This window comes from Streptomyces xanthophaeus, from assembly GCF_030440515.1.
Lineage (GTDB): Bacteria > Actinomycetota > Actinomycetes > Streptomycetales > Streptomycetaceae > Streptomyces > Streptomyces kutzneri.
Genome location: NZ_CP076543.1, coordinates 3252539 through 3276227, shown reverse-complemented (window position 1 = coordinate 3276227; position 23689 = coordinate 3252539). Strand labels below are relative to the sequence as shown.

The following is a 23689-nucleotide window of genomic DNA, read 5'->3' as shown; positions in this document are numbered from 1 at the left end:
TGGTGACCATGCCCACCACCCTCACCGCATTCGCTGACGTGACGACGTCCGACAGTGCGCTGCGCCGCTTCCTGCACGGGCTGCCCGGCGTCGACGCTGTCGGCCTGGAGGCCCGCGCGGCCTCCCTCGGCACCCGTTCGATCAAGACGACGGCCAAGGCGTACGCCATCGACCTGGCCATCTCGATGATCGACCTGACGACGCTGGAAGGCGCGGACACCCCGGGCAAGGTCCGGGCGCTCTCCGCCAAGGCCGTCAATCCCGATCCGACCGACCGTACGACCCCGATGACGGCCGCCGTCTGTGTCTACCCCGACATGGTGGCCACGGCGAAGGCCGCGCTGAACGGCGCCGACGTCAAGATCGCCTCCGTCGCGACCGCCTTCCCGGCCGGCCGCGCCGCCCTGCCCGTCAAGCTCGCGGACACCCGTGACGCCGTCGCCGCCGGCGCCGACGAGATCGACATGGTCATCGACCGTGGCGCCTTCCTCGCCGGCCGCTACCTGGAGACGTACGAGCTGATCAAGGTCATCAAGGAGGCCTGCGTCCGCGAGGACGGCAGCGCCGCGCGTCTGAAGGTCATCTTCGAGACCGGTGAGCTGTCGACCTACGACAACATCCGCCGCGCCTCCTGGATCGGCATGCTCGCGGGCGCCGACTTCATCAAGACGTCGACCGGCAAGGTCGGGGTCAACGCCACTCCGGCGAACACCCTGCTCATGCTCGAAGCCGTTCGCGACTTCCGCGCGCAGACTGGAATCCAGATCGGCGTGAAGCCGGCCGGCGGCATCCGCACCACCAAGGACGCGATCAAGTTCCTGGTCCTGGTCAACGAGACCGTGGGCGAGGACTGGCTGAGCAACCACTGGTTCCGCTTCGGCGCCTCCAGCCTGCTCAACGACCTGTTGATGCAGCGCCAGAAGCTGAGCACCGGCCGTTACTCCGGTCCCGACTACGTGACGGTGGACTGATCACCATGGCATCTGTATTCGAGTACGCACCGGCTCCCGAGTCCCGCTCGGTCGTCGACATCGCCCCCTCCTACGGGCTCTTCATCGACGGTGAGTTCACCGACGCCGCCGACGGCAAGGTCTTCAAGACCGTCTCGCCGAGCAGCGAGGAGGTCCTCGCCGAGGTCGCCCAGGCGGGCGCCGCCGACGTCGACCGTGCCGTCAGGGCCGCCCGTAAGGCCTTCGCCTCCTGGTCCGCGCTGCCGGGCTCCGAGCGCGCCAAGTACCTCTTCCGCATCGCCCGGATCATCCAGGAGCGCAGCCGCGAGCTCGCCGTCCTGGAGACCCTGGACAACGGCAAGCCGATCAAGGAGACCCGCGACGCGGACCTCCCCCTGGTCGCCGCGCACTTCTTCTACTACGCGGGCTGGGCCGACAAGCTCGACCACGCGGGCTACGGCCCGAACCCGCGCCCTCTCGGCGTGGCCGGCCAGGTCATCCCGTGGAACTTCCCGCTGCTGATGCTGGCCTGGAAGATCGCCCCGGCGCTCGCCACCGGCAACACCGTCGTGCTGAAGCCCGCCGAGACGACCCCGCTCTCCGCGCTGTTCTTCGCGGACATCTGCCGCCAGGCGGGCCTGCCCAAGGGTGTCGTCAACATCCTCACCGGATACGGCGACGCGGGCGCGGCCCTCGTCGAGCACCCGGACGTCAACAAGGTCGCCTTCACCGGCTCGACCGCTGTGGGCAAGAAGATCGCCCGCCACGTCGCCGGCACCGACAAGAAGGTCACCCTGGAGCTGGGTGGCAAGGGCGCCAACATCGTCTTCGACGACGCCCCCATCGACCAGGCCGTCGAGGGCATCGTCAACGGCATCTTCTTCAACCAGGGCCAGGTCTGCTGCGCGGGCTCCCGCCTGCTGGTCCAGGAGTCGATCCACGACGAGCTGCTGGACTCCCTCAAGCGCCGCCTCTCCACGCTGCGCCTGGGCGACCCGCTCGACAAGAACACCGACATCGGCGCGATCAACTCCGCCGAGCAGCTCGCCCGGATCACCGCGCTCGCGGAGACCGGCGAGGCCGAGGGCGCCGAGCGCTGGTCCCCGGCGTGCGAGCTGCCGTCCTCCGGCTACTGGTTCGCCCCGACGCTCTTCACGAACGTCACCCAGGCGCACACCGTCGCCCGCGACGAGATCTTCGGCCCGGTGCTGTCCGTGCTGACCTTCCGTACGCCCGACGAGGCCGTCGCCAAGGCCAACAACAGCCAGTACGGCCTGTCCGCCGGCATCTGGACGGAGAAGGGCTCGCGCATCCTCGCGGTCGCGAACCAGCTCCGCGCGGGAGTCGTCTGGGCCAACACGTTCAACAAGTTCGACCCGACCTCGCCCTTCGGCGGCTACAAGGAGTCGGGCTTCGGCCGCGAGGGCGGCCGCCACGGCCTGGAGGGCTACCTCGATGTCTGAGTCTTCTGCGACCCGTCTGAACGTCTTCAAGACCTACAAGCTGTACGTCGGGGGCAAGTTCCCCCGCTCCGAGAGCGGCCGGGTGTACGAGGTGAGCGACTCCAAGGGCAAGTGGCTGGCCAACGCCCCCCTGTCCTCCCGCAAGGACGCGCGTGACGCCGTCGTCGCGGCCCGCAAGGCCTTCGGCGGCTGGTCCGGCGCGACCGCGTACAACCGCGGGCAGATCCTCTACCGCATCGCCGAGATGCTGGAGGGCCGCCGGGAGCAGTTCGTCCGCGAGGTCGGCGAGGCCGAGGGCCTGTCCAAGTCGAAGGCCGGCGCGGTCGTCGACGCGGCCATCGACCGCTGGGTCTGGTACGCGGGCTGGACCGACAAGATCGGCCAGATCGTGGGCGGGGCCAACCCGGTCGCGGGCCCGTTCTTCAACCTCTCCACCCCGGAGCCGACCGGTGTCGTCACGGTCGTCGCCCCGCAGGAGTCGTCCTTCCTGGGCCTGGTCTCGGTGATCGCCCCGGTGATCGCGACGGGCAACACCGCCGTCGTCATCGCCAGCGAGAAGTCCCCGCTGCCGGCCCTCTCCCTGGGTGAGGTGCTCGCCACCTCCGACCTGCCCGGCGGTGTGGTCAACATCCTGTCCGGCAAGGCCGGCGAGATGGGCCCGCACCTGGCGTCCCACCAGGACGTCAACGCGATCGACCTGGCCGGAGCCGATACGGCGCTGGCCAAGGAGCTGGAGATCGCGGCGGCCGACAACCTCAAGCGCGTGCTGCGTCCACAGCCTGTGGACGACTGGAGCGCCGACCCGGGCACGTCGCGCATGACGGCGTTCCTGGAGACCAAGACCGTCTGGCACCCCACCGGGTCGCTGGGCGCGGGCGGCTCGTCCTACTAGTCCTCCTGGGACAGGCCCCCGTACGAGACCGGCCCCGGCAGCGTCCCCCGCGCTGCCGGGGCCTTCTCGCGCCCTGCGCAGGGCCTGCCCGCCGTGCCCTTCGCCGTGCCTACTTCTTCGGGAGCACCGGTCCGAGCAGCGAGGACGCAGCGGCGGTCGGCAGCTCGCCCACCGAGGGCCCCTGGGTCAGGATGCCGGTGACCATCCCGGTCCCGACGGACGGGAAGTCCGCGACCTGGGTGGCGACGCCGTTGTCCAGCGGGTCCACGCCGGTGTGGGCGAGCGGGTTCACCTTGAGGTTCGCGATCGGGTCGGTGACCCCGGCCAGGGCCGCCGGGACGTCGAGCTCACCGGCCTGCGCGCCGCCCGCGGCCATCGCCAGGGCCGCACCGGCCATCGAGACGGTCAGTCCGGCGCTGCGGAGCCGGTTCGGAAGGGAAGGGGCTGCGTGACGTGCCATGAAGATCCCGCCTGAGGTCGTGGTCGCGTGCGCACGCAGCGTAGTTGAGGTGTGTTCCTGGACACCAACCGGTCACCGGGAGGATCCCCTACCCGGGGGAATGGTTCAGACTGGTGTCCCGTGAGCTCCCCCTCTACTTCGCCGACCCGTGTCGTCCTGCTGACCGGTCCGTCGGGCTCAGGAAAATCCTCGCTGGCCGCCCGCTCAGGGCTGCCCGTGCTGCGCCTCGACGACTTCTACAAGGAGGGCGTCGACCCCACCCTCCCGCTCGTCGACGGCAGTTCCGACATCGACTGGGACTCCCCGCTGTCCTGGGACGCGGACGCGGCGGTCGCCGCGATCGCCGAACTGTGCGCGGCGGGGCGGACCGACGTCCCCGTCTACGACATCGCGACGAGTGCCCGCACGGGCACCGAGAGCCTGGACATCGCCCGCACCCCGCTGTTCATCGCGGAGGGCATCTTCGCCGCCGACGTGGCCGCCCGCTGCCAGGAGCTCGGCCTCCTCGCGGACGCCATCTGCCTGCGGGGGCGCCCCTCGACGACCTTCCGCCGCAGGCTGGCCCGTGACCTGCGGGAGGGCCGCAAGTCGGTGCCGTTCCTGCTGCGCCGGGGCCTGCGGCTGATGCGCGCCGAACGCGGCATCGTGGCCCGCCATGTGGCGCTGGGCGCGCACGCCTGCGCCGGCGACGAGGCACTCGGCCGCCTGGCGGCGGCCGCCGCGGGCCGCCACCGCACGACGACCCCGGCGTAGGCGGGCCTTTCTCACCGGCGGGACCAGTCTCACCGGCGGGACCAGCGTTCCGTCAGGGTGGTGATCGCGGCCGCGGCCCGGTCGAGGCCGCGGTCGTCGCCGCGGAGCGTCTTGTTCAGTTCGACGTGGAGGAAGCGGGACTGCCGGTCGGCGGCGGTCCGGCCCTGTTCGTTCTCCCGGCCGGCGAGCTTGCAGCGCGCGGAGTACGCCGTGCAGACCTCCAGGCCGTCGCCGCGCAGCGCGGCGGTCAGCCGTTCCGCGTCCGCCAGGGCGCTGTCGCCCGCTCCCGTGGAGACCACCGCGTCGCGCCCGCGGAACGACTCGTCGGCGAACCCGTGCAGCTGGACTCCGGGCAGGTTCCGCCGTGCCAGCTCCTCCACCGCGGCGTGGAAGACCGAGTCGTCGCGGTGTGCCACGTCCGCCGACCCGTCCTCGCCCGCATCGCGGTGGGCGCCCGCGAGCACCAGCACCCCGCCCGGTGCGCCGCGCAGCACCCGTGCGCCGAGGAGTTCGGTACGGCTGTCGGCGACGGGGTGGGGGACCTGGACCGACCAGCGTGCGGGCCGGTCCAGGTCGACGTAGACCCGGCCCCAGCCGCGGCTGGTGTGGCCCGATTCACTCACCCCGTCCGCCACCTCGGCGTACCGGTGTCCGCCGGCGCCGTCCGTGACGGTGCGGAGGGTGAAGTCGATCTCGGAGAAGCCGGTCCGCGCCGCTTCCGGATCGCCGTCGAGCAGGTGGGCGAACGCCTGGGTGAACGCCAGTCGTTCCTGGTCCGTGGGGGTGCGGTACCCCCCGCGTTCGCTGAAGCCGGCGGTGAAGGCGGCGATCCGCCGCTCCAGATCGGGGTCGGCGGAGCGCTGGGGAGCGGGGCCGGCCGGGCGGGCCGGCGGTGCGCTGTCCGAGCTCTCCGGCCGAAGCGTCAAAACGGCACAAAGGGCGATGAAAACGCCGCACAGAACCGCAATCGTTATTCGCCTGGTCGGTGGAGCGCTCATAGTCATACGAAAATAACGGAGTGATGCACTCCGGTTTCCGTCCCTCCGCTCTTCGTCCTGGCCCGCCCCTCACCGGGCGCCGCCGGCCGACCGGCCCGTGCTGACCGGACGCCCCGAGGTCCTCGCGGCACCCGCCGCGCCCCGCAAGCCCAGATCATCACACTCCCTAGGCCGCACCGGCTCCAGGACATGAACGAAGAGGAGCCCGCGTTGGCCGCGTCGCGACCGCAGCGGCGGCACCGGAACCGCCGTCGGGCCGACATGTCGCTGCTGGGCGGCATCCGTCCGCCCATCGCGGCCCTGTCCGCCCTGCTGCTGGCCCTCGCCGCCCTCACCGCGTTCCAGCTCGGACACGTGGGCAGGGAGACCGTACCGCCCGCCGTCCTCACCTCCCAGCAGTACTTCGCGGAGGACGGCGCCATCGCCCTGCGCGCCTCCCTGGACGAGAGCATCACGGACATCGGCAGGACCGCCTCCCTGTTCAGCTCCGGCGAACCGGTCTCGCCCGACTCCGTGCTCGACAAGCTCGGCAGCGTCTACCAGAAGTGGCGCGGCACGGCCGTGATCGAGATCAAGTCGGGCCGGCTGGAGGCGCAGCGCGGCGAGAACCTCCCGCTGACCGTCCTCGACCTGACCGCCCTCGACGGGGAGAACGGCCTCGCCCCCCGCATGGTCCGGCTGGAGAACGGCGAGACGCGCCTGCTCACCCTCGCCCTGCTGTCCTGGCCCGACCGCCCCCAGCAGCTCCTGGTCGCCTCCAGCAGCCTGAAGGTCCCGGGCGTCAGCCTGGGTAAATCCCGCGCCATCGCCGTCCTCGACTCTTCCGGCCAGGTCCTCGGCAGCGACGGCGTCGGCGGTTCCGGGCAGGAGAAGAAACAGCTCGCGAAGTTCGCGAAGACCGTCGCCCAGAAGGCCGGACGGCACCCCCTCCAGGCCAAGGAGCCCGGCTCCGGCGGCTTCGCGGGCGTCAGCGGCAGCCTCCTCGGGGACTCCAAGGACGGCCACCGCTCCGTGGCCGGCTATGCGAAGCTCACCGGCTCGCAGCCCGGTGTGGGCACCGACGCGACCGCCCTCGGCCTCACCGTCGTCTCGTTCGTCGGCGTCGCCGAGGAACGTTCCGCCGCCGTCGACTCCTTCTTCTGGACCGCCGCGTCCGCCGCCCTGCTGGTGCTCGGAGCGCTCGCCGTCGCCCTGCTCGTGACCACGGTGCAGCGCCCGCTGCTCCGGCTGTTCCTGGAGAGCCGCCGGATCGGCCGCGGCGACCTGAACCGGCCCGTCACCGTGCCGAAGTACGGCGAGGCCGCCCGCATCGGCGCCGCCCTCGACCGCCTGCGCCGCCAGCTCCTCGGCGAGCCCGCAGCGGAGACCGAGGGCCCCCGCGGGGGCCGCCGCTCCCGGATCGGGACCCGCGCCCTCCTCGGGGTGTGCGGGATCCTGCTCCTGGTCTGGTCGGCGCCGCTCCTGCTGACGCTCAACCGCGCGGGGACCTCCGTCGCCGTCCCCAAAACGATCGTCGACGACCAGCGCGAACGCACCGACACCCTGGCCGACCGGGTACGCCGCGCCCTCAACGAAGGACACGCCGACCTCACCTCCGTCGCCTCCGTCATCAGCGACAGGACCACCCCCGGCGACCTGACCGAGCTGCTGGAGCGCACCCGCAACCAGCACGGACGCTACGAATCCCTCTACGTCCTGAAGGCCGACGGCACCGTCCTGGCCCGCGCCGGCGGCAAGCCCCGCCACCCTGCCGGCCAAGGCCCCTCGAAGCAGCCCGTGACCCTGGTCGACAGCGGCAACCAGCCCGTCATCACCGAGTACGCCGAGGCGACCGGCCTGGCCGGCGCCGCCGTGGTCGGCGAGCTGCGCATCGACTTCCTCAACGCCCTGCTCAAGCGGCCCGGCCTGGGCGAGGTCCGCGTCGTCGACGCCAAGCACCGGGTGATCGGCGGCAACAACGGCTACCTGGCCTTCGCACCGCTGTCGGACGACAAGCTCGACGCCCTCGTGAGCGCCGCCAATGAGAAGAGCGGCGCCGATCAGAAGCCGGACAAGGGCCCGCGCGCCAAGAGCGCCCTGCTCCGCGACGGCGGCGTCGCCATCGCCGCCGCGGCGCCGATGACCGGCGGAGGCGTGGCCCAGCCCCTGGAATGGACCGTCGTCACCCGGCAGCCGGCCAAGGGCCTGGAGATCCCCGCGTACACCGCGCAGAACCGCACCGTCCTGGCCGGACTGCTCGGCCTCACGGGCGCCGTCGCCTGCCTCGGCTGGATCCACATCATCGTGGTGCGGCCGCTGCGCGACCTCGCCCGCCGTGCGGAGGCCCTGGCCGGCGGCGACCGCCGCACCGTCGTCTACCCGACCCACCACGACGAGGTCGGCGCCGTCACCCGCAGCCTCGAAGTCATCCGCCTCCAGCTGCTGGAGCAGCGCAAACGGGACGCCGCCGACGGCAGCTCCGGCCGGACGCCCGGCCGTGCCACCCCGGCCGGAAGGAACTGATCCACCGTGCTCTTCCTCTACTGCGTGCTGCTGCTGTGCTGCCTGGTCATGCTCGTCGCGGGCGTCGTCGAGCAGCGCCGGCACTACGCCAACCTCGCGCACATACCGAACCGGGTGCTGGTCAACGGCATCCGCGGCAAGAGCTCCATCACCCGGCTGTGCGCGGGGGCCCTGCGCGGCGGCGGGCTGGTGACGGTCGCCAAGACCACCGGCACCGCGGCCCGCTTCATCCACCCGGACGCCACCGAGGAGCCCGTCTACCGGAAGTTCGGCATCGCCAACGTCGTCGAACAGATCGGCATCGTCCGGCGCGCCGCCGCCTACCGGCCGCACGCCCTGGTCATGGAGTGCATGGCGGTCATGCCCGCACTCCAGGAGATCAACCAGTCCAAGCTGATCCAGTCGACCATCGGCGTGCTGTGCAACGTCCGCGAGGACCACGTCGCCGAGATGGGCCCCACCCTCGACGACATCGCGCGCTCCCTGTCGCGCTCGATGCCGCACGGCGGAATCTGTGTCACCGCCGAGAAGGAGCGCTTCCACGTGCTCCAGGAGGAGGCCGACGCGAGGAACTGCACGCTCGTCTACGCCGACCCCGACACGGTGAGCGACGACGAGCTGCGCGGCTTCAGCTGGTTCACGTTCAAGGAGAACGTCGCCATCGCGCTCACCGTCGCCGAGCTCCTCGGCGTCGACCGCGAGACCGCCCTCCAGGGGATGTACGACGCCCCGCCGGACCCCGGCGTGCTCTCCGTCGAGCGGTACGTGGCCCCCGGCGGCAAGCGGGTGCGCTTCGCCAACGTCTTCGCCGCGAACGACCCCGAGTCGACGCTGATGAACATCAACCAGCTCCTCGACCTCGGCGCCGTCGACCGCCCCCTCAACGTCGTGATCAACTGCCGCCCTGACCGCGTCGAGCGCAACGGCCAGATGGGCGCGATCGTCCCGGACCTGATGCCCGACAAGGTCTTCGTGATCGGGCACCCGGCCAAGAGCGCCATCGACGCGATCCCGGCCGAGTGGCGCGGGCGCGCCGTCGACCTCGGCGGCGACCAGCGCGACGGCGAGGAGTTCATGAACGAGCTGCTCGGCCACCTGGGCGAGAGCTCCTCGCTGGTCGCCATCGGCAACATCCACGGCCAGGGCGAGATCCTCCTGGAACACCTGGCGGAACTCCCCGGCTTCGAGGACGAGCCCGACCGGGAGGAGCCCGACCGGGAGGAACCCCGCGCGGTGGCCCCGGACCGCGAGCCCGCCGTACCCCGGCAGGCCGCCCCCGCCCAGCCGCGCTACGTTCCGCACCTCGACCCGTACGCCGACCTCACCGCCGCCCAGGAAGCCAGGTTCGCCCGGCCTCCCGTGCCGCGGCAGTACGTCCACCCGCCGCAGCAGCCCACCGCCCCCCAGGGCCGGCCGCCGTACCAGGCGCAGGGCCCGTACCCGCAGCAGCCGGACGGACCGTGGCGGCAGGGCCCCTACCCGCAGCAGCCGCACCCGTATCCGCACCCGCACGGGCAGCCCTGGCCACCCCACCCGTACGAGCCCGACCCGTACGAGCCCGACCCGAACCCGCAGTGGCAGAGCCCAGGAGACCCCCGTTGATCCCCGCAGTCCTCACCCCCGAGATCGCCGCGATCGGCATCGCGCTGGGCCTGCTGTTCTCCCTGCTCTGCTACCTGACGACGAACCTCTCGCCCGGTGGCATGATCACCCCCGGCTGGCTCGCGCTCACCCTCATCGAGGACCTGCAGCGCGCCGCGCTCGTCGTCGGCATCACCGCCCTGACGTACGCGCTCACCCTCGTCACCCAGAAGTTCGTCATCCTCTACGGCAAGCGCCTGTTCGCCGCCGTCGTCCTCATCGGCGTGCTCCTCCAGGCCACGGTGGTGATCGTGCTCCAGATGAAGTTCCCCCTGCTGTACGCGAACCAGACCCTCGGCTTCATCGTCCCCGGACTGATCGCCTATCAGCTCGTCCGCCAGCCCAAGGGCGCCACCCTGCTCGCCACCGGCTCCGCGACCCTCATGACGTACGTCGTCCTGACCTCGGGCATCCTCCTCGGCTTCATGCCGCACGCCTGACCCACGCCCGACCGACGCCGGCCCGACCACCCGCACCGCCCGGAGCGCACCGATGACCGCCAAGCCCGCCCGCCGCACCCGACCCGTCCTGCACGCCGCCGTCGTGGGGATCCTGCTGGCCGGCAGCGCGTACTTCACCTACGAGCTGCGCAAGGAGGAGCAGGCCAAGGCCCCCGAGGTGCTGCGCGTCACCGACCAGGTGCAGAAGGCCGGCGCCCAGGAGGGCGCCCAGAAGTGGGAGCGGCTTAAGAACCCGGAGCGCTCGGTCCTGCGCGGCGCGGACGGTGCCGTCCTCGCCACCTTCACGGACGGAGCGCGCACCGCGTCGCTCACCGGCAAGAGCCGTACCTTCACCGAGCCGGCCACCACCAAGACCCGCGTCGTCACCGACAACTGGGTCCGCCTGCTCCCCGAGAGCTGGCGCAGCGGCGCGGAGCGCGAGCAGTGGTTCCAGGACTGGTTCAAGAAGTACTACGGGAGCGAGGAGGACGACCTCTTCGCCATCGCCTTCCAGTACGGGGACCAGGCACCGGTCAAGAAGGACGCGGCCGGCGTCCAGTACGCGGGCGACGCGGCCTTCGGACCGCTCAACCCGAAGGGCTCCGAGGGCAACGACCTCCGCCTGGAGCAGTCGGACTTCTACGACTACCTCGGCATCCCCTACACCTTCCGCAACGGCACCACGGAACAGCCGGAGAAGGCCAAGCACCGGGCCCTGGACTGCTCCGGCTTCATCCGCACGGTCTTCGGCTACCGCGGCCGCTTCCCCCTGATGGCCTCCGACACCGGCGGCAACGGACTCCCGCGCACCGCCAACGGAATGGCCCGCTCGAAGGCCGGCGTGGACATCCTGGCCCTCAAGGGCGTCGGCCCGCAGGACCGGCCGGCCTCCGTCGACGTCCTCCAGCCGGGCGACCTGGTGTTCTTCAAGCTCGACGCACGCACCGGCGACCGGCTGGACCACACCGGCATGTACCTCGGCAACGACACCGAGGGGCACAAGATCTTCATATCGAGCCGGGAAGAGGCCAACGGCCCCACCATCGGCGACAAGGGCGGTGCCTCCCGGCTCGACGGCAACGGCTACTACGCCGCCGCCCTGCGCAGCGCCAAACGCCTGTGACCCGCCCGTCCGCGCGGCCCGCGGACGCACCGGACATATGAAAAGGCGGGATCAGGCGGACCCCCGTCCGCTCGATCCCGCCTTTTCCCCCCGCGGCCCCCGCCCCACCCCCGTAGGACGGGCCCCCTGGCCCGATGGCTTCTGTGTGTGCCGCGTTACGCGACGAGCTCCCCGAAGGACTCCGCCTCGTCACGGCCGAAGCTGAGCGCCTCGTCCTCCCGCAGGCGGCGCAGCGAGCGCCAGATGCTCGACTTCACCGTGCCGACGCTGATGCCGAGGATCTCCGCGATCTCCGGGTCCGTGCGGCCCTCGTAGTAACGGAGCACCAGCATCGTGCGCTGCGGCTCCGGGATACGGGTCAGCGCCTGCCACAGCACCGCGCGCAGCTCCGTACCGCGCATCGCGTCCGTGTCGGAGGCCGTCTCCGGCAGCTCCTCCGTCGGGTACTCGTTCAGCTTCCGCCGACGCCACGCGCTGATGTGCAGGTTCGTCATGGTGCGGCGCAGGTAGCCGCCGACGGCCGCCTTGTCGCTGATCCGGTCCCAGGCGCGGTACGTGGAGAACAGCGCGCTCTGCAGCAGGTCCTCGGCCTCGTACCGGTCGCCGGTGAGGTGGAAGGCCGTCGCGTACAGGGCGGCACGCCGCTCCTGGACGTACGCCGTGAACTCCGCCTCCGAGGTGGAGGAAGGAGTCTGCTCGGCGGCGGGAACCGCCTGGTACTGGTTTGCGTCAATGGCTACGACGTGGGCCGGCCGGGGACGGGCGACCGCCACCGTACGGACACCCGCCCGGCGGTTCACATCGTGCAGCCGCGTGACAACCGCGCTGGTCGTGGTGCTGTGCAGCGTGTTCATCTCGCGCCCCCCGTCGTGGAGTGTGTCTGCTTCGGTCCGTTGTGCGTTGATAGAAGATTGCCCCGCCGACTTAACCGGGGTGTCCGTCGACTGTCACAGCCGTGTCACAGCGACTTCTGACAGGACCGCGACAGGATCACGTCGCGCGACGGTCGAACTCCCGACTACCGATGGGACAGAATGAGCCCGTGCCTTTCCTGTTGCTGATCGAGGACGACGACGCCATCCGCACGGCCCTCGAACTCTCCCTGTCTCGCCAGGGCCACCGTGTGGCCACCGCGGCGACGGGCGAGGACGGCCTGAAACTGCTGCGCGAGCAGCGGCCGGATCTGATCGTGCTGGACGTGATGCTGCCCGGGATCGACGGCTTCGAGGTGTGCCGGCGGATCCGCCGCACCGACCAGCTGCCGATCATCCTGCTCACCGCGCGCAGCGATGACATCGACGTGGTCGTCGGCCTGGAGTCCGGAGCCGACGACTACGTGGTCAAGCCCGTCCAGGGCCGGGTCCTCGACGCCCGGATCCGGGCCGTACTGCGCCGCGGCGAGCGCGAGTCGAGCGACTCGGCGAGCTTCGGCTCCCTGGTCATCGACCGGGCCGCCATGACCGTGACGAAGAACGGGGAGGACCTGCAGCTCACGCCGACCGAGCTGCGGCTGCTGCTCGAACTGAGCCGCCGGCCCGGGCAGGCGCTCTCCCGCCAGCAGCTGCTGCGGCTGGTCTGGGAGCACGACTACCTCGGTGACTCGCGCCTCGTGGACGCCTGCGTGCAGCGGCTGCGCGCCAAGGTCGAGGACGTGCCGTCCTCGCCCACCCTGATCCGTACCGTCCGGGGCGTCGGCTACCGCCTGGACTCACCGCAGTGATCCGCGCGTTGCTCGCGGGCCGGCGCTGGACCAGCCTGCGGCTGCGGCTCCTCATGGTGTTCTGCCTGGTCGCGCTCACGGCTGCGGTCTCGGCCTCCGGGATCGCCTACTGGCTCAACCGCGAGGCCGTCCTCACCCGCGTCCAGGACGCGGCCCTCGGCGACTTCCGGCAGGAGATGCAGAACCGGGCCGCCGCGCTGCCCGCCGATCCCACCGCCGAGGAACTGCAGCGCACCGCCGAACTGATGGCGGGCAGCAGCCCCGGATACAGCGTCCTGCTGGTGCAGGTGGGCAAGGACAACCGGCAGATCTTCGGCGCGGCGGGGCCCGACTCCTTCGGGCTGGCCAACGTACCGAAGTCCCTGCAGAACGCGGTGAACGACCGGCAGAAGACCACCGCCGCGAACGACTCCGAGTACCACGTGTACTGGCAGCGGACGAAGCCGCACGGCAATCCCTACCTCGTCGGCGGGACGCGGATCGTGGGCGGCGGGCTCACCGGCTACATGTCCAAGTCCCTCGCGCAGGAGCGGGACGACCTGAACGCGCTCGGCTGGTCGCTGACCATCGCCACCGGTCTCGCGCTGCTCGGCTCCGCCCTGCTGGCGCAGGCCGCGGCCCGTACCGTGCTCAAGCCCGTACAGCGGCTCGGGGACGCGGCGCGGCGGCTCGGCGAGGGCGAGCTCGACCACCGCCTCGACGTGTCGGGCACGGACGAACTCGCCGACCTGTCCCACACCTTCAACAAGACGGCCGAGGCGCTGGAGAAGAAGGTCGCCGACATGAGCGCGCGGGAGGAGTCGAGCCGGCGCTTCGTCGCGGACATGTCCCACGAGCTGCGGACGCCGCTGACCGCGCTGACGGCGGTCGCCGAGGTGTTGGAGGAGGAGGTCGACGACCTCGATCCGATGATCGCACCGGCCGTGGCGCTCGTCGTCAGCGAGACGCGCCGCCTCAACGACCTGGTGGAGAACCTGATGGAGGTCACCCGCTTCGACGCGGGTACGGCCAAGCTGGTGCTGGACGACGTGAACGTCGCCGACCAGGTCACGGCCTGCATCGACGCCCGGGCCTGGCTCGACGCCGTCGAACTCGACGCCGAGCGGGGCATCGTGGCCCGCCTCGACCCGCGCCGCCTCGACGTCATCCTCGCCAACCTGATCGGCAACGCGCTCAAGCACGGCGGCTCGCCGGTACGGGTGTCGGTGACGGTGGAGGGGGAGTGGCTGGTGATCGCGGTCCAGGACAACGGCCCGGGCATCCCCGAGGAGGTCCTGCCGCACGTCTTCGACCGGTTCTACAAGGCGAGCGCGTCGCGGCCGAAGTCGGACGGCAGCGGTCTCGGCCTGTCGATCGCCATGGAGAACGCGCACATCCACGGCGGCGACATCACGGCGGCCAACGTGGCGGGCGGCGGGGCGCTGTTCACGCTGCGGCTGCCGGTGGACGTGGGAAGGGTGATCGCGGGTGACGAGGATGCGTAGGGCTCTGCCGGTGCTACCGGCGGTGCTGGCCCCGTTCGTGGGGGCCCTGCTGCTCGCGACGTCGGCCTGCGGGATCCGGGCGACGACCGTACCGGTGGACGTGGGCCCGGCACCGTCCCGGGTGTCCTGCGACACGCAGGAGCAGCCGAGCGGGGTGCAGGGCTTCCGGGCCACGGTGGAACTGGTCTGCGGATCTCAGCTGGTGGGCGTGGAGCGAGTGGTTCCGGTTCCCGAGAAGATGCCCGTACGGGACCCCCTGGCGATGGTCGCGCAGGCGCTGCTGGAAGCGCTGGAGCGGACGCCGTCCACGGAGGAGCGGGACGCCGGCTTCACGAGCGAGGTCCCGGTCGGGCTGTCGGCGGGAGCACCGAGGGCGGGCGACCCGGCGGGCACGGTGCGGCTCAGCCGCAAGCCGGAGGACCTGCCGCCGGTGGCGCTCTCGCAGATCGTGTGCACGCTCGCGGGCAGCGAGGCCCTGAAGGCGACCCCGGGCCCCGTGACCCTGGGCGGGCCGGACGCCGATCCGCCGCGGACGTGGGAATGCACGGAGGCGGTCCGCTCGCGGCCGGAGTCGGTGCCGACGCTGGGCGAACTGGTCCGCCCGACCCCCACGCCTTCCTGACGCGCCGCACTCCTTCTCCACGCGTCCACGCGCCGCACACGCAACCGGCCCCCCGAGCCGGAGCTCAAGGGGCCGAGAGGAGTTGATGGCCCGGTCCCGCCGGACGGGGCGGGACCGGGCCGGGCAGGGGGCCGAAGCCCCGGCTTCGTGCCCGGCGGACGGAGTCCGGCGCAGCGGCGCGAAGCCGGTGAGGCCCCCTGGGCCGAGGCGCGCGAGCGGCGCGGGAAGGGCTAGATGCCCATGGCCACCGAGAGGTCCTTCTTGATCGCGTCCAGGACCTCCTGGCCGCGGACGCGGGCCGCCGCCAGGTCGGAGGCCTCGGCCACCGGGACCACGACCTCCAGGTAGCACTTGAGCTTGGGCTCGGTACCCGACGGGCGGGCGATGACCCGGGCCTTGTACGCGCCGTCCAGGTAGTAGCGCAGGCCGTCCGTGGGCGGGAGGCTCTCCGTGCCCTTGGACAGGTCCTCCGCCGAGACCACCCGCAGACCCGCCAGCGACACCGGCGGCTGCGCGCGCAGCGCCGCCATCGCGTCGGCGATGACCGACAGGTCCGAGACGCGCACCGACAGCTGGTCCGTGGCGTGCAGGCCGTGGGCCATCGCCAGGTCGTCCAGCAGGTCGGTCAGGGTGCGGCCCTGCTCCTTGAGCACCGAGGCCAGCTCCGCCACCAGCAGGGCGGCGGTGACGCCGTCCTTGTCGCGGACGCCCTCGGGGTCCACGCAGTAGCCGAGCGCCTCCTCGTAGCCGTAGCGCAGGCCCTCGACACGGGCGATCCACTTGAAGCCGGTGAGGGTCTCCTCGTAGCCGACGCCCGCCGCCTCCGCGATCCGGCCCAGGAGGCTGGAGGAGACGATGGACTCGGCGAAGACGCCGCGGGCCCCCTTGTGCACCAGGTGGGCCGCCAGCAGCGCGCCGACCTCGTCGCCGCGCAGCATCCGCCAGCCGTCCACGGTGGGCACGGCCACGGCACAGCGGTCCGCGTCCGGGTCGTTGGCGATCACGATGTCCGGCTGGACCTCGGCGGCCTTCGCGAAGGCCAGGTCCATCGCGCCCGGCTCCTCCGGGTTCGGGAACGCCACGGTCGGGAAGGCCGGGTCGGGCTCGGCCTGCTCCGCGACGAGCACCGGCTCCGGGAAGCCGTGCCGGGCGAAGGCCGCCATGACGACGTCCTTGCCGACGCCGTGCATGGCCGTGTAGACGGTCCGCACGCCCCGGGGGGAGCCGGGGGTCAGGACGGCGTCCGTGCGCGCCAGGTAGGCCTCCAGGACCTCGTCGCCGAGTTCCTGCCAGCCCGCCTCGGGGCGCGGTACGTCGGCCAGCTTCTCGACCGCCGCGATCTGCGCCGCGATCTCGCTGTCGGCCGGGGAGACGATCTGCGAGCCGTCGCCGAGGTAGACCTTGTAGCCGTTGTCCCGGGGCGGGTTGTGGCTCGCGGTCACCTCGACGCCGGCGACGGCGCCGAGGTGCCTTATCGCGTACGCGAGGACGGGCGTCGGCAGGGGGCGGGGCAGGAGGGCCGCGCGCAGCCCGGCGCCGGTCATGACGGCCGCCGTGTCGCGGGCGAAGTCCGCCGACTTGTAGCGGGCGTCGTAGCCGACGACGACCAGGCCGCCGTCGTGGCCCTGGGCCTTCAGGTAGGCCGCGAGGCCCGCCGCGGCCCGGATGACCACACCGCGGTTCATCCGCATCGGGCCGGCCCCGATCTCACCGCGCAGTCCGGCGGTGCCGAACTGCAGGGTGCCCGAGAAACGGTCCGCGAGCTCCGCGGTGTCGCCGGCCTCGATGAGCGCGGCCAGTTCCGCGGCCGTCTCCGGGTCCGGGTCCTCGGCCAGCCAGGCCTGCGCCCGGATGATCAGGTCGTCCTGTGACTGTGCCTGTTCCTGCACTGCTTCCGCCTTAGCTCTCGTACGTCGATCAGATGCGGGCGAGGACCTGCGTCAGCAGCGTGCCCATGCGGGCGGCCGAGTCGCGGCCGGCCTGGAGGACCTCTTCGTGGTTCAGCGGCTCGCCGGACAGGCCCGCCGCCAGGTTGGTGACCAGGGAGATGCCGAGCACCTCGGCGCCGGCCTCACGGGCGGCGATGGCCTCCAGGACGGTGGACATGCCGACCAGGTCGGCGCCCATGACGCGGATCATGTTGATCTCGGCCGGGGTCTCGTAGTGCGGGCCGGGGAACTGGACGTAGACGCCCTCTTCGAGGCTCGCGTCGATCTCCTTGCACATCGCGCGCAGGCGCGGCGAGTACAGGTCGGTGAGGTCGACGAAGTTCGCGCCGACGATCGGCGAGGTGGCCGTCAGGTTGAGGTGGTCGCTGATCAGGACGGGCTGGCCGGGCTTCATGCCCTCGCGCAGACCGCCGCAGCCGTTGGTCAGCACGACGGTCTTGCAGCCGGCGGCGACGGCGGTGCGCACGCCGTGGGCGACGGCGGCGACGCCTCGGCCCTCGTAGTAGTGGGTCCGGCCGAGGAAGACCAGGGCGCGCTTGTCGCCGATCTTGTACGAGCGGATCTTGCCGCCGTGGCCCTCGACGGCGGCGGGCGGGAAGCCGGGCAGCTCGGTGACGAGGAACTCGGCCTCGGGGGCGCCGAGCGCCTCTGCGGCGGGGGCCCATCCGGAGCCCATGACGAGGGCGACATCGTGGGTGTCCACGCCGGTCAGCTCACGCAGGCGGGCGGCTGCGGCGTCGGCGGCGGCGAAGGGGTCGGTAACAGATGCGTTCACGCGGACGAGCGTAACTCCTTCGGGCCTACGCGCGTAGATGGCACAGCTCACGGTGTTCGGATCGTTGCCTTGTCGTTTCCGCCGAAACGTCCCCGAAGGGGTGGCGGGGGCCTCGTGCGGTGGGTGTCGGCAGAGCCGAAAGATCGGGGCTCCGCCCCGCGACCCCGCGCCTCAAGCTCCCCCAGCTACCGCTGGGAGGTGCCCCCTGGCGGGGCTGGAGTAGGGGCCTCTGCCCCTGGAGCCGTGCCGTGGTGGGGCTGGATTGGTCGAGCGGCCCCGCAGGGGATCAGCAGGGGCGCTTGCGGATTTCCATCACGTAGTCGTGGGGGGCGCCCGCGGATTCGGCGGCGTCCGCGATCTCGCCGAGGTAGCGTGCCGAGGGCAGGCCGCCCTCGTAGCCGTTCAGGACGTACACCCAGGCCGCCTCCTCGCCGTCCAGCGTGTGCACACGCACCCGCATCCGGCGGTAGATGTCGAGTCCGACACCCTCCCAGCGGTCCATCGAGTCCTCGTCCAGCGGCGCGATGTCGTACAGCGCGACGAAGACCTGGTGGCGCGGGGCTTCGACGATCGTGGCGAGAGCGCCCTCCCAGCCCATCTGCTCGCCGCCGAAGGTCAGCCGCCAGTCGTTGATCCAGCCCGTGCCGCGCAGCGGCGAATGCGGAGCGCGGCGCGTCATCAGCCGCGGGTCGAGGTTGCCGGCGTACGCGGCGTAGAGCGACATGTGGTCGAGAGTACGGGAGGGGCGCCGGTGCACGCGTGCCCGGATGGCGGGACCGGGCGCGAAGCACCTTGAAGCGTGCGGGACAATGGAGCACGGAATGCATCCCCCGGGGAGACCCCCCGGAACACCGGCCGGGGCGGCAGCCGGCCGGAAAGACGTGAGGCGGACTTTTCGTGACCCGGATCGTGATCATCGGCGGCGGACCCGGCGGGTATGAGGCAGCCCTGGTGGGGGCCCAGCTCGGCGCGGAGGTGACCGTCGTCGACTGCGACGGTCTGGGCGGGGCCTCGGTCCTGACCGACTGCGTACCTTCCAAGACTCTGATCGCGACCGCCGAGGTGATGACGACCTTCGACTCCTCGTACGAGGAGCTCGGCATCGTCGTCGCGGACGACACCCCGCACATCGAGCAGGCCGCGCGCGTCGTCGGCGTGGACCTCGGCAAGGTGAACCGGCGCGTCAAGCGCCTCGCGCTCGCCCAGTCGCACGACATCACCGCTTCCGTCACCCGGGCCGGCGCCCGCGTGGTGCGCGGCCGCGGCAAGCTCGGCGGGCCGCAGGGCATCGACGGCACCCGGGACGTCATCGTCACCGCCGCCGACGGGTCCGAGACGATCCTGACCGCGGACGCCGTCCTGATCGCGACCGGCGGCACCCCGCGCGAGATCCCCGACGCCATGCCCGACGGCGAGCGGATCCTGAACTGGACCCAGGTCTACGACCTCGACGAGCTCCCCGAGGAGCTCATCGTGGTCGGCTCCGGTGTGACCGGCGCCGAGTTCGCCGGCGCGTACCAGGCCCTCGGCTCCCGGGTGACCCTCGTGTCCTCCCGCGACCGCGTGCTGCCCGGTGAGGACCCGGACGCCGCCGCCGTGCTGGAGGACGTCTTCCGGCGCCGCGGCATGAACGTCGTGGGGCGCTCGCGCGCCGAATCCGCCAAGCGGGTGGGCGACCGGGTCGAGGTCACCCTCTCCGACGGCCGCGTGCTGACCGGTACGCACTGCCTGATGGCGGTCGGCGCGATCCCCAACACCAAGAACATGAACCTGGAGGAGTCCGGGGTCCGGCTCAAGGACTCCGGGCACATCTGGACCGACAAGGTCTCGCGCACCTCCGCGCCCGGCGTGTACGCCGCCGGTGACGTCACGGGCGTCTTCGCGCTCGCGTCGGTCGCGGCGATGCAGGGCCGCATCGCGATGTACCACTTCCTCGGTGACGCGGTGGCCCCGCTGAACCTCAAGACGGTCTCCTCGAACGTCTTCACCGACCCCGAGATCGCCACCGTCGGCTACACCCAGGCGGACGTGGACGCCGGCAAGATCGACGCCCGCGTGGTGAAGCTCCCGCTGCTGCGCAACCCGCGCGCCAAGATGCAGGGCATCCGGGACGGCTTCGTGAAGATGTTCTGCCGTCCGGGCACCGGCATCGTCGTCGGCGGTGTGGTCGTCTCCCCGCGTGCGAGCGAGCTGATCCACCCCATCTCGATCGCCGTCGACAACAACCTGACGGTCGAGCAGATCGCAAACGCGTTCACCGTGTACCCCTCGCTCTCCGGCTCGATCGCAGAGGTGGCCCGCCAGCTGCACACGCGAAAGGCCGCCGGGGAGGCCTGATCCCGGCTAACCGCCGCATGCCGTAAGGGGTTTGGGGCGGGGCGCTGATTCGTGGTGAGAAGTTCACGCAACTCTCGGGCTGCGTATACCACTAGTCGCCCCGCTTTATGGACAACTTCGGTATTCCGGCGTAAAGAGCTGAAAGCAGACGGTCGTTGGGGTTACTGTCAGTTTCGTGTTCGCTGCAGAACGTCGCCAATTGATCCTCGAAATGGTGCGGGCCAACGGAGCAGTATCGCTCCGGGAGCTCGCCCGCGTCGTCCAGACCTCCGAAGTGACCGTACGGCGGGACGTGCGGGCACTGGAGGCAGAAGGACTCCTCGACCGCCGGCACGGCGGTGCGGTCTTGCCGGGCGGTTTCACGCGGGAGTCCGGCTTTCCGCAAAAGTCCCATCTCGCGACGGCGGAGAAGACCGCCATTGCCGATGTCGCGGCCTCCCTCGTGGAAGAGGGCGAGGCCGTCGTCGTCGGCGCGGGCACCACGACCCAGGAGCTGGCCCGCCGGCTCGCCCGCGTGCCCGGACTGACCGTCGTCACCAACTCGCTGCTCGTCGCCCAGGCCCTGGCCCACGCGAACCGGGTGGAGGTGGTCATGACCGGCGGCACCCTGCGCGGGTCCAACTACGCCCTCGTGGGCAGCGGAGCCGAGCAGTCCCTCCAGGGGCTGCGGGTCTCCCGGGCCTTCCTGTCGGGCAGCGGTCTGACCGCCGAGCGCGGGCTGTCCACGTCCAACATGCTGTCCGCCAGCGTGGACCGGGCGCTCGTGCAGGCGGCGGCGGAGGTGGTGGTGCTGGCCGACCACACGAAGCTCGGTACCGACACCATGTTCCAGACCGTGCCCACCGATGTGATGACGCGGCTGGTGACGGACGAGCCGCCACCGCACGACGACCGGGCGGGTACGGAGCTGCAGGCGCTGGCGGACCAGGGCGTGCAGATCACCGTGGCCGGCGGAGCCGTGGCCTCCGGCGGTGTGGACGGGATGCAGGGGCGGCGGCCGCGCCGCGAGTCGCCGCTGCCGGTGCAGCGCCGGGGCGGGCCGACGGCGCAGCTGCGCAGTGCCGCCGGCGGGATGCTGGAGCCGCAGGCGGAGCGGGCCCGCGTGGCCGACATGCGCCGCCGCTAGGTCCTGCGGGCCGTGTGCCGGGGCTCCGCCCCGGACCCCGCGCCTCAATCGCCGGCGGGGCTGAAGATCAGCCCCGCCGGCGATCGAGGTTCCGGAGGCAGCGCCCCCGGAACGGCGCCGCACATGCGAAACGGGGCCCCCGGGGCGGGAGCCCCGGGAACCCCGTAGCGGGACGTCAGTCCTTGATCTCGCAGATCGTGGCGCCCGAGGTGACGGACGCGCCGACCTCGGCGGTGAGGCCGACCACGGTGCCGGAGCGGTGCGCGTTCAGCGGCTGCTCCATCTTCATGGCTTCGAGTACGACGACCAGGTCGCCCTCGTTGACCTGCTGGCCCTCCTCGACGGCGACCTTGACGATCGTGCCCTGCATCGGGGAGGCGAGGGTGTCGCCGGAGGCGGCCGGGCCGGACTTCTTGGCCGCGCGGCGCTTCGGCTTCGCGCCACCGGCGGCGGCCGTGCGGGCCAGGGTCATGCCCAGGGACGACGGGAGCGAGACCTCGAGGCGCTTGCCGCCGACCTCGACGACCACCGTCTCGCGGCCCGGCTCGTCCTCGGTGTCCTCCGCGGCCGGGGCCGTGAACGCCGGGATCTCGTTGACGAACTCGGTCTCGATCCACCGGGTGAAGACGGTGAAGGGGCTGCCGTCCGTGGGGGCGAACGCCGGGTCGGCGACGACCGCACGGTGGAAGGGGATGGCCGTGGCCATGCCCTCGACCTCGAACTCGGCGAGCGCGCGGGCGGCGCGCTGCAGGGCCTGCTCGCGGGTGGCACCGGTGACGATCAGCTTGGCCAGGAGCGAGTCCCAGGCCGGGCCGATCACGGAGCCGGACTCGACGCCCGCGTCGAGGCGGACGCCCGGGCCCGACGGCGCGGCGAACTTCGTCACCGTGCCGGGCGCCGGGAGGAAGCCACGGCCCGGGTCCTCGCCGTTGATGCGGAACTCGATGGAGTGGCCGCGCAGGACCGGGTCGCCGTAGCCGAGCTCCTCGCCGTCGGCGATGCGGAACATCTCGCGGACCAGGTCGATGCCGGAGACCTCTTCGGTGACCGGGTGCTCGACCTGGAGGCGGGTGTTGACCTCCAGGAAGGAGATCAGGCCGTCGGCGGAGACGAGGAACTCGACGGTGCCGGCGCCGACGTAGCCGGCTTCCTTCAGGATGGCCTTGGAGGCGGCGTACAGCTCCGCGTTCTGAGCGTCGGTCAGGAACGGCGCCGGGGCCTCCTCCACGAGCTTCTGGTGGCGGCGCTGGAGCGAGCAGTCACGGGTCGACACGACGACGACGTTGCCGTGCGAGTCGGCCAGGCACTGGGTCTCGACGTGGCGGGGCTTGTCGAGGTAGCGCTCGACGAAGCACTCGCCGCGGCCGAAGGCGGCGACGGCCTCACGGACGGCGGAGTCGTAGAGCTCCGGCACCTCTTCGAGGGTGCGGGCGACCTTCAGACCGCGACCGCCACCACCGAAGGCCGCCTTGATGGCGATCGGCAGGCCGTGCTCCTTGGCGAAGGCGACGACCTCCTCGGACCCGGAGACCGGGTCCGGCGTGCCGGCGACCAGCGGCGCCCCGGCGCGCTGGGCGATGTGACGGGCGGCCACCTTGTCGCCGAGGTCGCGGATGGCCTGCGGCGGCGGGCCGATCCAGGTCAGGCCGGCGTCGATCACGGCCTGGGCGAAGTCGGCGTTCTCGGAGAGGAAGCCGTATCCGGGATGGATGGCGTCCGCACCGGAGTCGGCTGCGGCCTGGAGGACCTTGGAGATGTCCAGGTAGCTGGCGGCCGGGGTGTCACCGCCCAACGCGAAAGCTTCGTCGGCCGCGCGGACGTGCAGAGCGTCCCGGTCCGGATCGGCGTAGACGGCTACGCTCCCGATCCCGGCGTCCCGGCAGGCCCGAGCAACGCGGACAGCGATTTCGCCACGGTTGGCGATGAGCACCTTGCGCACGATGGCTCCCTCCTTGAAACAAGCTGAGTTTAGGGACAGCCCACACGGCCTTTCGACCCTTCCCCGGTGGTGACCTTGCCCACACAGAGTGTGATGCGAGGGCCGAACCGCCGGGGAACCCTTGTGGCGCCCCAGGTCAGGGGGATCCCCGACTGCACAGTAACCCCGTCGTGTATCCAAGGTCTCTGTCCCCCCGGTCAGCGGCCCCGGGTGATTCTTTGTCGAGTCCCTACGAACGGCCCACAGTTTCTTTGCGGTCGTGAGAGGAGTTGTCCCCTTGTTTACTGATTGGTAGCCCGGTCGTCCCGCAGGGCGAACAGGGACAACACCGTACCCACAGCGATGCGGCCCGCACGGGCCCGGGCGGGCCGCAGCGCGCCGGGCGTGTCCTACGGATGGACGACATCGGGGCCCGCGACCGCGCGGCGGCGGTGATACCGGCGAGTTGACAACCCGGGCGGGCCGAACGGCGTCTTACGGACGGCGCGCGAACGGCGAGGACGCGACCGCGGCGA

Annotated in this window: 20 protein-coding genes; 13 read left to right on the top strand and 7 right to left on the bottom strand. The window is 71.7% G+C overall.

Going from position 1 to position 23689, the window contains the following annotated elements; translation table 11 throughout:
* Positions 1-8: 8 nt before the first annotated feature.
* From deoC to KO717_RS14050, 3 genes are read left to right on the top strand one after another with little or no spacing between them, the layout of a single operon-like run.
* Positions 9-971, top strand: a complete 963-nt coding sequence (deoC, locus tag KO717_RS14060; protein WP_301374526.1) for a deoxyribose-phosphate aldolase — start codon at positions 9-11, stop codon at positions 969-971.
* Positions 972-976: 5 nt separating this feature from the next.
* Complete coding sequence (locus tag KO717_RS14055) at positions 977-2413, top strand: aldehyde dehydrogenase family protein (protein ID WP_202200034.1); 1437 nt, start codon at positions 977-979, stop codon at positions 2411-2413.
* A complete protein-coding gene (locus tag KO717_RS14050) occupies positions 2406-3305 on the top strand; it encodes an aldehyde dehydrogenase family protein (protein WP_301367035.1) in 900 nt (299 codons plus the stop codon). Before KO717_RS14055 ends, KO717_RS14050 begins: the two co-directional genes overlap by 8 nt.
* A gap of 109 nt (positions 3306-3414) precedes the next feature.
* Here the strand turns inward: KO717_RS14050 and KO717_RS14045 are convergent, their stop codons facing one another.
* Positions 3415-3765 (bottom strand): hypothetical protein, encoded by a 351-nt coding sequence (locus tag KO717_RS14045; RefSeq protein ID WP_301367034.1) that lies wholly within the window; start codon positions 3763-3765, stop codon positions 3415-3417.
* Positions 3766-3816: 51 nt separating this feature from the next.
* Between KO717_RS14045 and KO717_RS14040 the strand changes: the two genes are divergently transcribed.
* On the top strand, positions 3817-4518 hold the full coding sequence (locus KO717_RS14040; protein WP_301367033.1) for a uridine kinase family protein: 702 nt from the start codon (positions 3817-3819) through the stop codon (positions 4516-4518).
* Between the two features lie 29 nt (positions 4519-4547).
* Here KO717_RS14040 and KO717_RS14035 read toward each other — a convergent pair whose 3' ends face one another.
* Positions 4548-5444 (bottom strand): hypothetical protein, encoded by an 897-nt coding sequence (locus KO717_RS14035; protein WP_301367032.1) that lies wholly within the window; start codon positions 5442-5444, stop codon positions 4548-4550.
* Positions 5445-5777: 333 nt separating this feature from the next.
* Between KO717_RS14035 and KO717_RS14030 the strand changes: the two genes are divergently transcribed.
* The 4 genes from KO717_RS14030 to KO717_RS14015 are packed head-to-tail and all read left to right on the top strand — an operon-like array spanning position 5778 to position 11222.
* Complete coding sequence (locus KO717_RS14030) at positions 5778-8018, top strand: HAMP domain-containing protein (protein WP_301374524.1); 2241 nt, start codon at positions 5778-5780, stop codon at positions 8016-8018.
* Between the two features lie 6 nt (positions 8019-8024).
* Positions 8025-9620, top strand: a complete 1596-nt coding sequence (gene pgsB / locus KO717_RS14025) for a poly-gamma-glutamate synthase PgsB (RefSeq protein ID WP_301367031.1) — start codon at positions 8025-8027, stop codon at positions 9618-9620.
* Complete coding sequence (locus KO717_RS14020) at positions 9617-10099, top strand: poly-gamma-glutamate biosynthesis protein PgsC/CapC (RefSeq protein ID WP_030009641.1); 483 nt, start codon at positions 9617-9619, stop codon at positions 10097-10099. Before pgsB ends, KO717_RS14020 begins: the two co-directional genes overlap by 4 nt.
* 52 nt (positions 10100-10151) lie before the next feature.
* Entirely contained in the window at positions 10152-11222 is a 1071-nt protein-coding gene (locus KO717_RS14015) for a C40 family peptidase (RefSeq protein ID WP_301367030.1), read from the top strand.
* Positions 11223-11377: 155 nt separating this feature from the next.
* Here KO717_RS14015 and KO717_RS14010 read toward each other — a convergent pair whose 3' ends face one another.
* Positions 11378-12076, bottom strand: a complete 699-nt coding sequence (locus tag KO717_RS14010) for a SigE family RNA polymerase sigma factor (protein WP_301367029.1) — start codon at positions 12074-12076, stop codon at positions 11378-11380.
* Positions 12077-12264: 188 nt separating this feature from the next.
* On the opposite strand from KO717_RS14010, the gene afsQ1 reads away from it, so the two are divergent.
* Genes afsQ1 through KO717_RS13995 form a run of 3 tightly spaced genes read left to right on the top strand, consistent with a single transcriptional unit; the run spans position 12265 to position 15048 of the window.
* Positions 12265-12942 (top strand): two-component system response regulator AfsQ1, encoded by a 678-nt coding sequence (gene afsQ1 / locus KO717_RS14005; RefSeq protein WP_063754818.1) that lies wholly within the window; start codon positions 12265-12267, stop codon positions 12940-12942.
* A 53-nt stretch (positions 12943-12995) separates the two neighbouring features.
* The gene (locus KO717_RS14000) at positions 12996-14426 is read left to right on the top strand and encodes an ATP-binding protein (protein ID WP_437184637.1); all 1431 of its coding nucleotides are present in this window, start codon (positions 12996-12998) and stop codon (positions 14424-14426) included.
* Positions 14419-15048 carry a hypothetical protein gene (locus tag KO717_RS13995; RefSeq protein WP_301367028.1) on the top strand — a complete coding sequence of 210 codons (630 nt, stop codon included), beginning with the start codon at positions 14419-14421 and terminating at the stop codon, positions 15046-15048. The genes KO717_RS14000 and KO717_RS13995 overlap by 8 nt, the downstream gene beginning before the upstream one ends.
* Before the next feature lie 230 nt (positions 15049-15278).
* Here the strand turns inward: KO717_RS13995 and KO717_RS13990 are convergent, their stop codons facing one another.
* From KO717_RS13990 to KO717_RS13980, 3 genes are all read right to left on the bottom strand, one after another.
* Positions 15279-16937, bottom strand: coding sequence for a phospho-sugar mutase (locus KO717_RS13990; RefSeq protein ID WP_301367027.1), 1659 nt, complete (start codon positions 16935-16937; stop codon positions 15279-15281).
* Positions 16938-16965: 28 nt separating this feature from the next.
* Positions 16966-17772 (bottom strand): purine-nucleoside phosphorylase, encoded by an 807-nt coding sequence (locus KO717_RS13985; protein ID WP_030012483.1) that lies wholly within the window; start codon positions 17770-17772, stop codon positions 16966-16968.
* A 286-nt stretch (positions 17773-18058) separates the two neighbouring features.
* Positions 18059-18496 carry a gamma-glutamylcyclotransferase gene (locus tag KO717_RS13980; RefSeq protein ID WP_030012228.1) on the bottom strand — a complete coding sequence of 146 codons (438 nt, stop codon included), beginning with the start codon at positions 18494-18496 and terminating at the stop codon, positions 18059-18061.
* A 173-nt stretch (positions 18497-18669) separates the two neighbouring features.
* On the opposite strand from KO717_RS13980, the gene KO717_RS13975 reads away from it, so the two are divergent.
* Positions 18670-20109: an NAD(P)H-quinone dehydrogenase gene (locus tag KO717_RS13975; protein WP_052873218.1), complete on the top strand. Its 1440-nt coding sequence runs from the start codon at positions 18670-18672 to the stop codon at positions 20107-20109.
* A gap of 175 nt (positions 20110-20284) precedes the next feature.
* On the top strand, positions 20285-21235 hold the full coding sequence (locus KO717_RS13970; protein ID WP_189733088.1) for a DeoR/GlpR family DNA-binding transcription regulator: 951 nt from the start codon (positions 20285-20287) through the stop codon (positions 21233-21235).
* A gap of 175 nt (positions 21236-21410) precedes the next feature.
* Here KO717_RS13970 and KO717_RS13965 read toward each other — a convergent pair whose 3' ends face one another.
* Entirely contained in the window at positions 21411-23174 is a 1764-nt protein-coding gene (locus KO717_RS13965; RefSeq protein WP_301367026.1) for an acetyl/propionyl/methylcrotonyl-CoA carboxylase subunit alpha, read from the bottom strand.
* Positions 23175-23689 lie beyond the last annotated feature (515 nt).

Excerpts from the sequence above, each read along its gene's own strand:
- deoC (WP_301374526.1), top strand. The coding sequence starts at position 9 with ATGCCCACCACCCTCACCGCATTCGCTGACGTGACGACGTCCGACAGT.
- KO717_RS14055 (WP_202200034.1), top strand. The coding sequence starts at position 977 with ATGGCATCTGTATTCGAGTACGCACCGGCTCCCGAGTCCCGCTCGGTC.
- KO717_RS14050 (WP_301367035.1), top strand. The coding sequence starts at position 2,406 with ATGTCTGAGTCTTCTGCGACCCGTCTGAACGTCTTCAAGACCTACAAG.
- KO717_RS14045 (WP_301367034.1), bottom strand. The coding sequence starts at position 3,765 with ATGGCACGTCACGCAGCCCCTTCCCTTCCGAACCGGCTCCGCAGCGCC.
- KO717_RS14030 (WP_301374524.1), top strand. The coding sequence starts at position 5,778 with ATGTCGCTGCTGGGCGGCATCCGTCCGCCCATCGCGGCCCTGTCCGCC.
- KO717_RS14015 (WP_301367030.1), top strand. The coding sequence starts at position 10,152 with ATGACCGCCAAGCCCGCCCGCCGCACCCGACCCGTCCTGCACGCCGCC.
- KO717_RS14010 (WP_301367029.1), bottom strand. The coding sequence starts at position 12,076 with ATGAACACGCTGCACAGCACCACGACCAGCGCGGTTGTCACGCGGCTG.
- KO717_RS14000 (WP_437184637.1), top strand. The coding sequence starts at position 12,996 with ATGGTGTTCTGCCTGGTCGCGCTCACGGCTGCGGTCTCGGCCTCCGGG.
- KO717_RS13995 (WP_301367028.1), top strand. The coding sequence starts at position 14,419 with ATGCGTAGGGCTCTGCCGGTGCTACCGGCGGTGCTGGCCCCGTTCGTG.
- KO717_RS13980 (WP_030012228.1), bottom strand. The coding sequence starts at position 18,496 with ATGTCGCTCTACGCCGCGTACGCCGGCAACCTCGACCCGCGGCTGATG.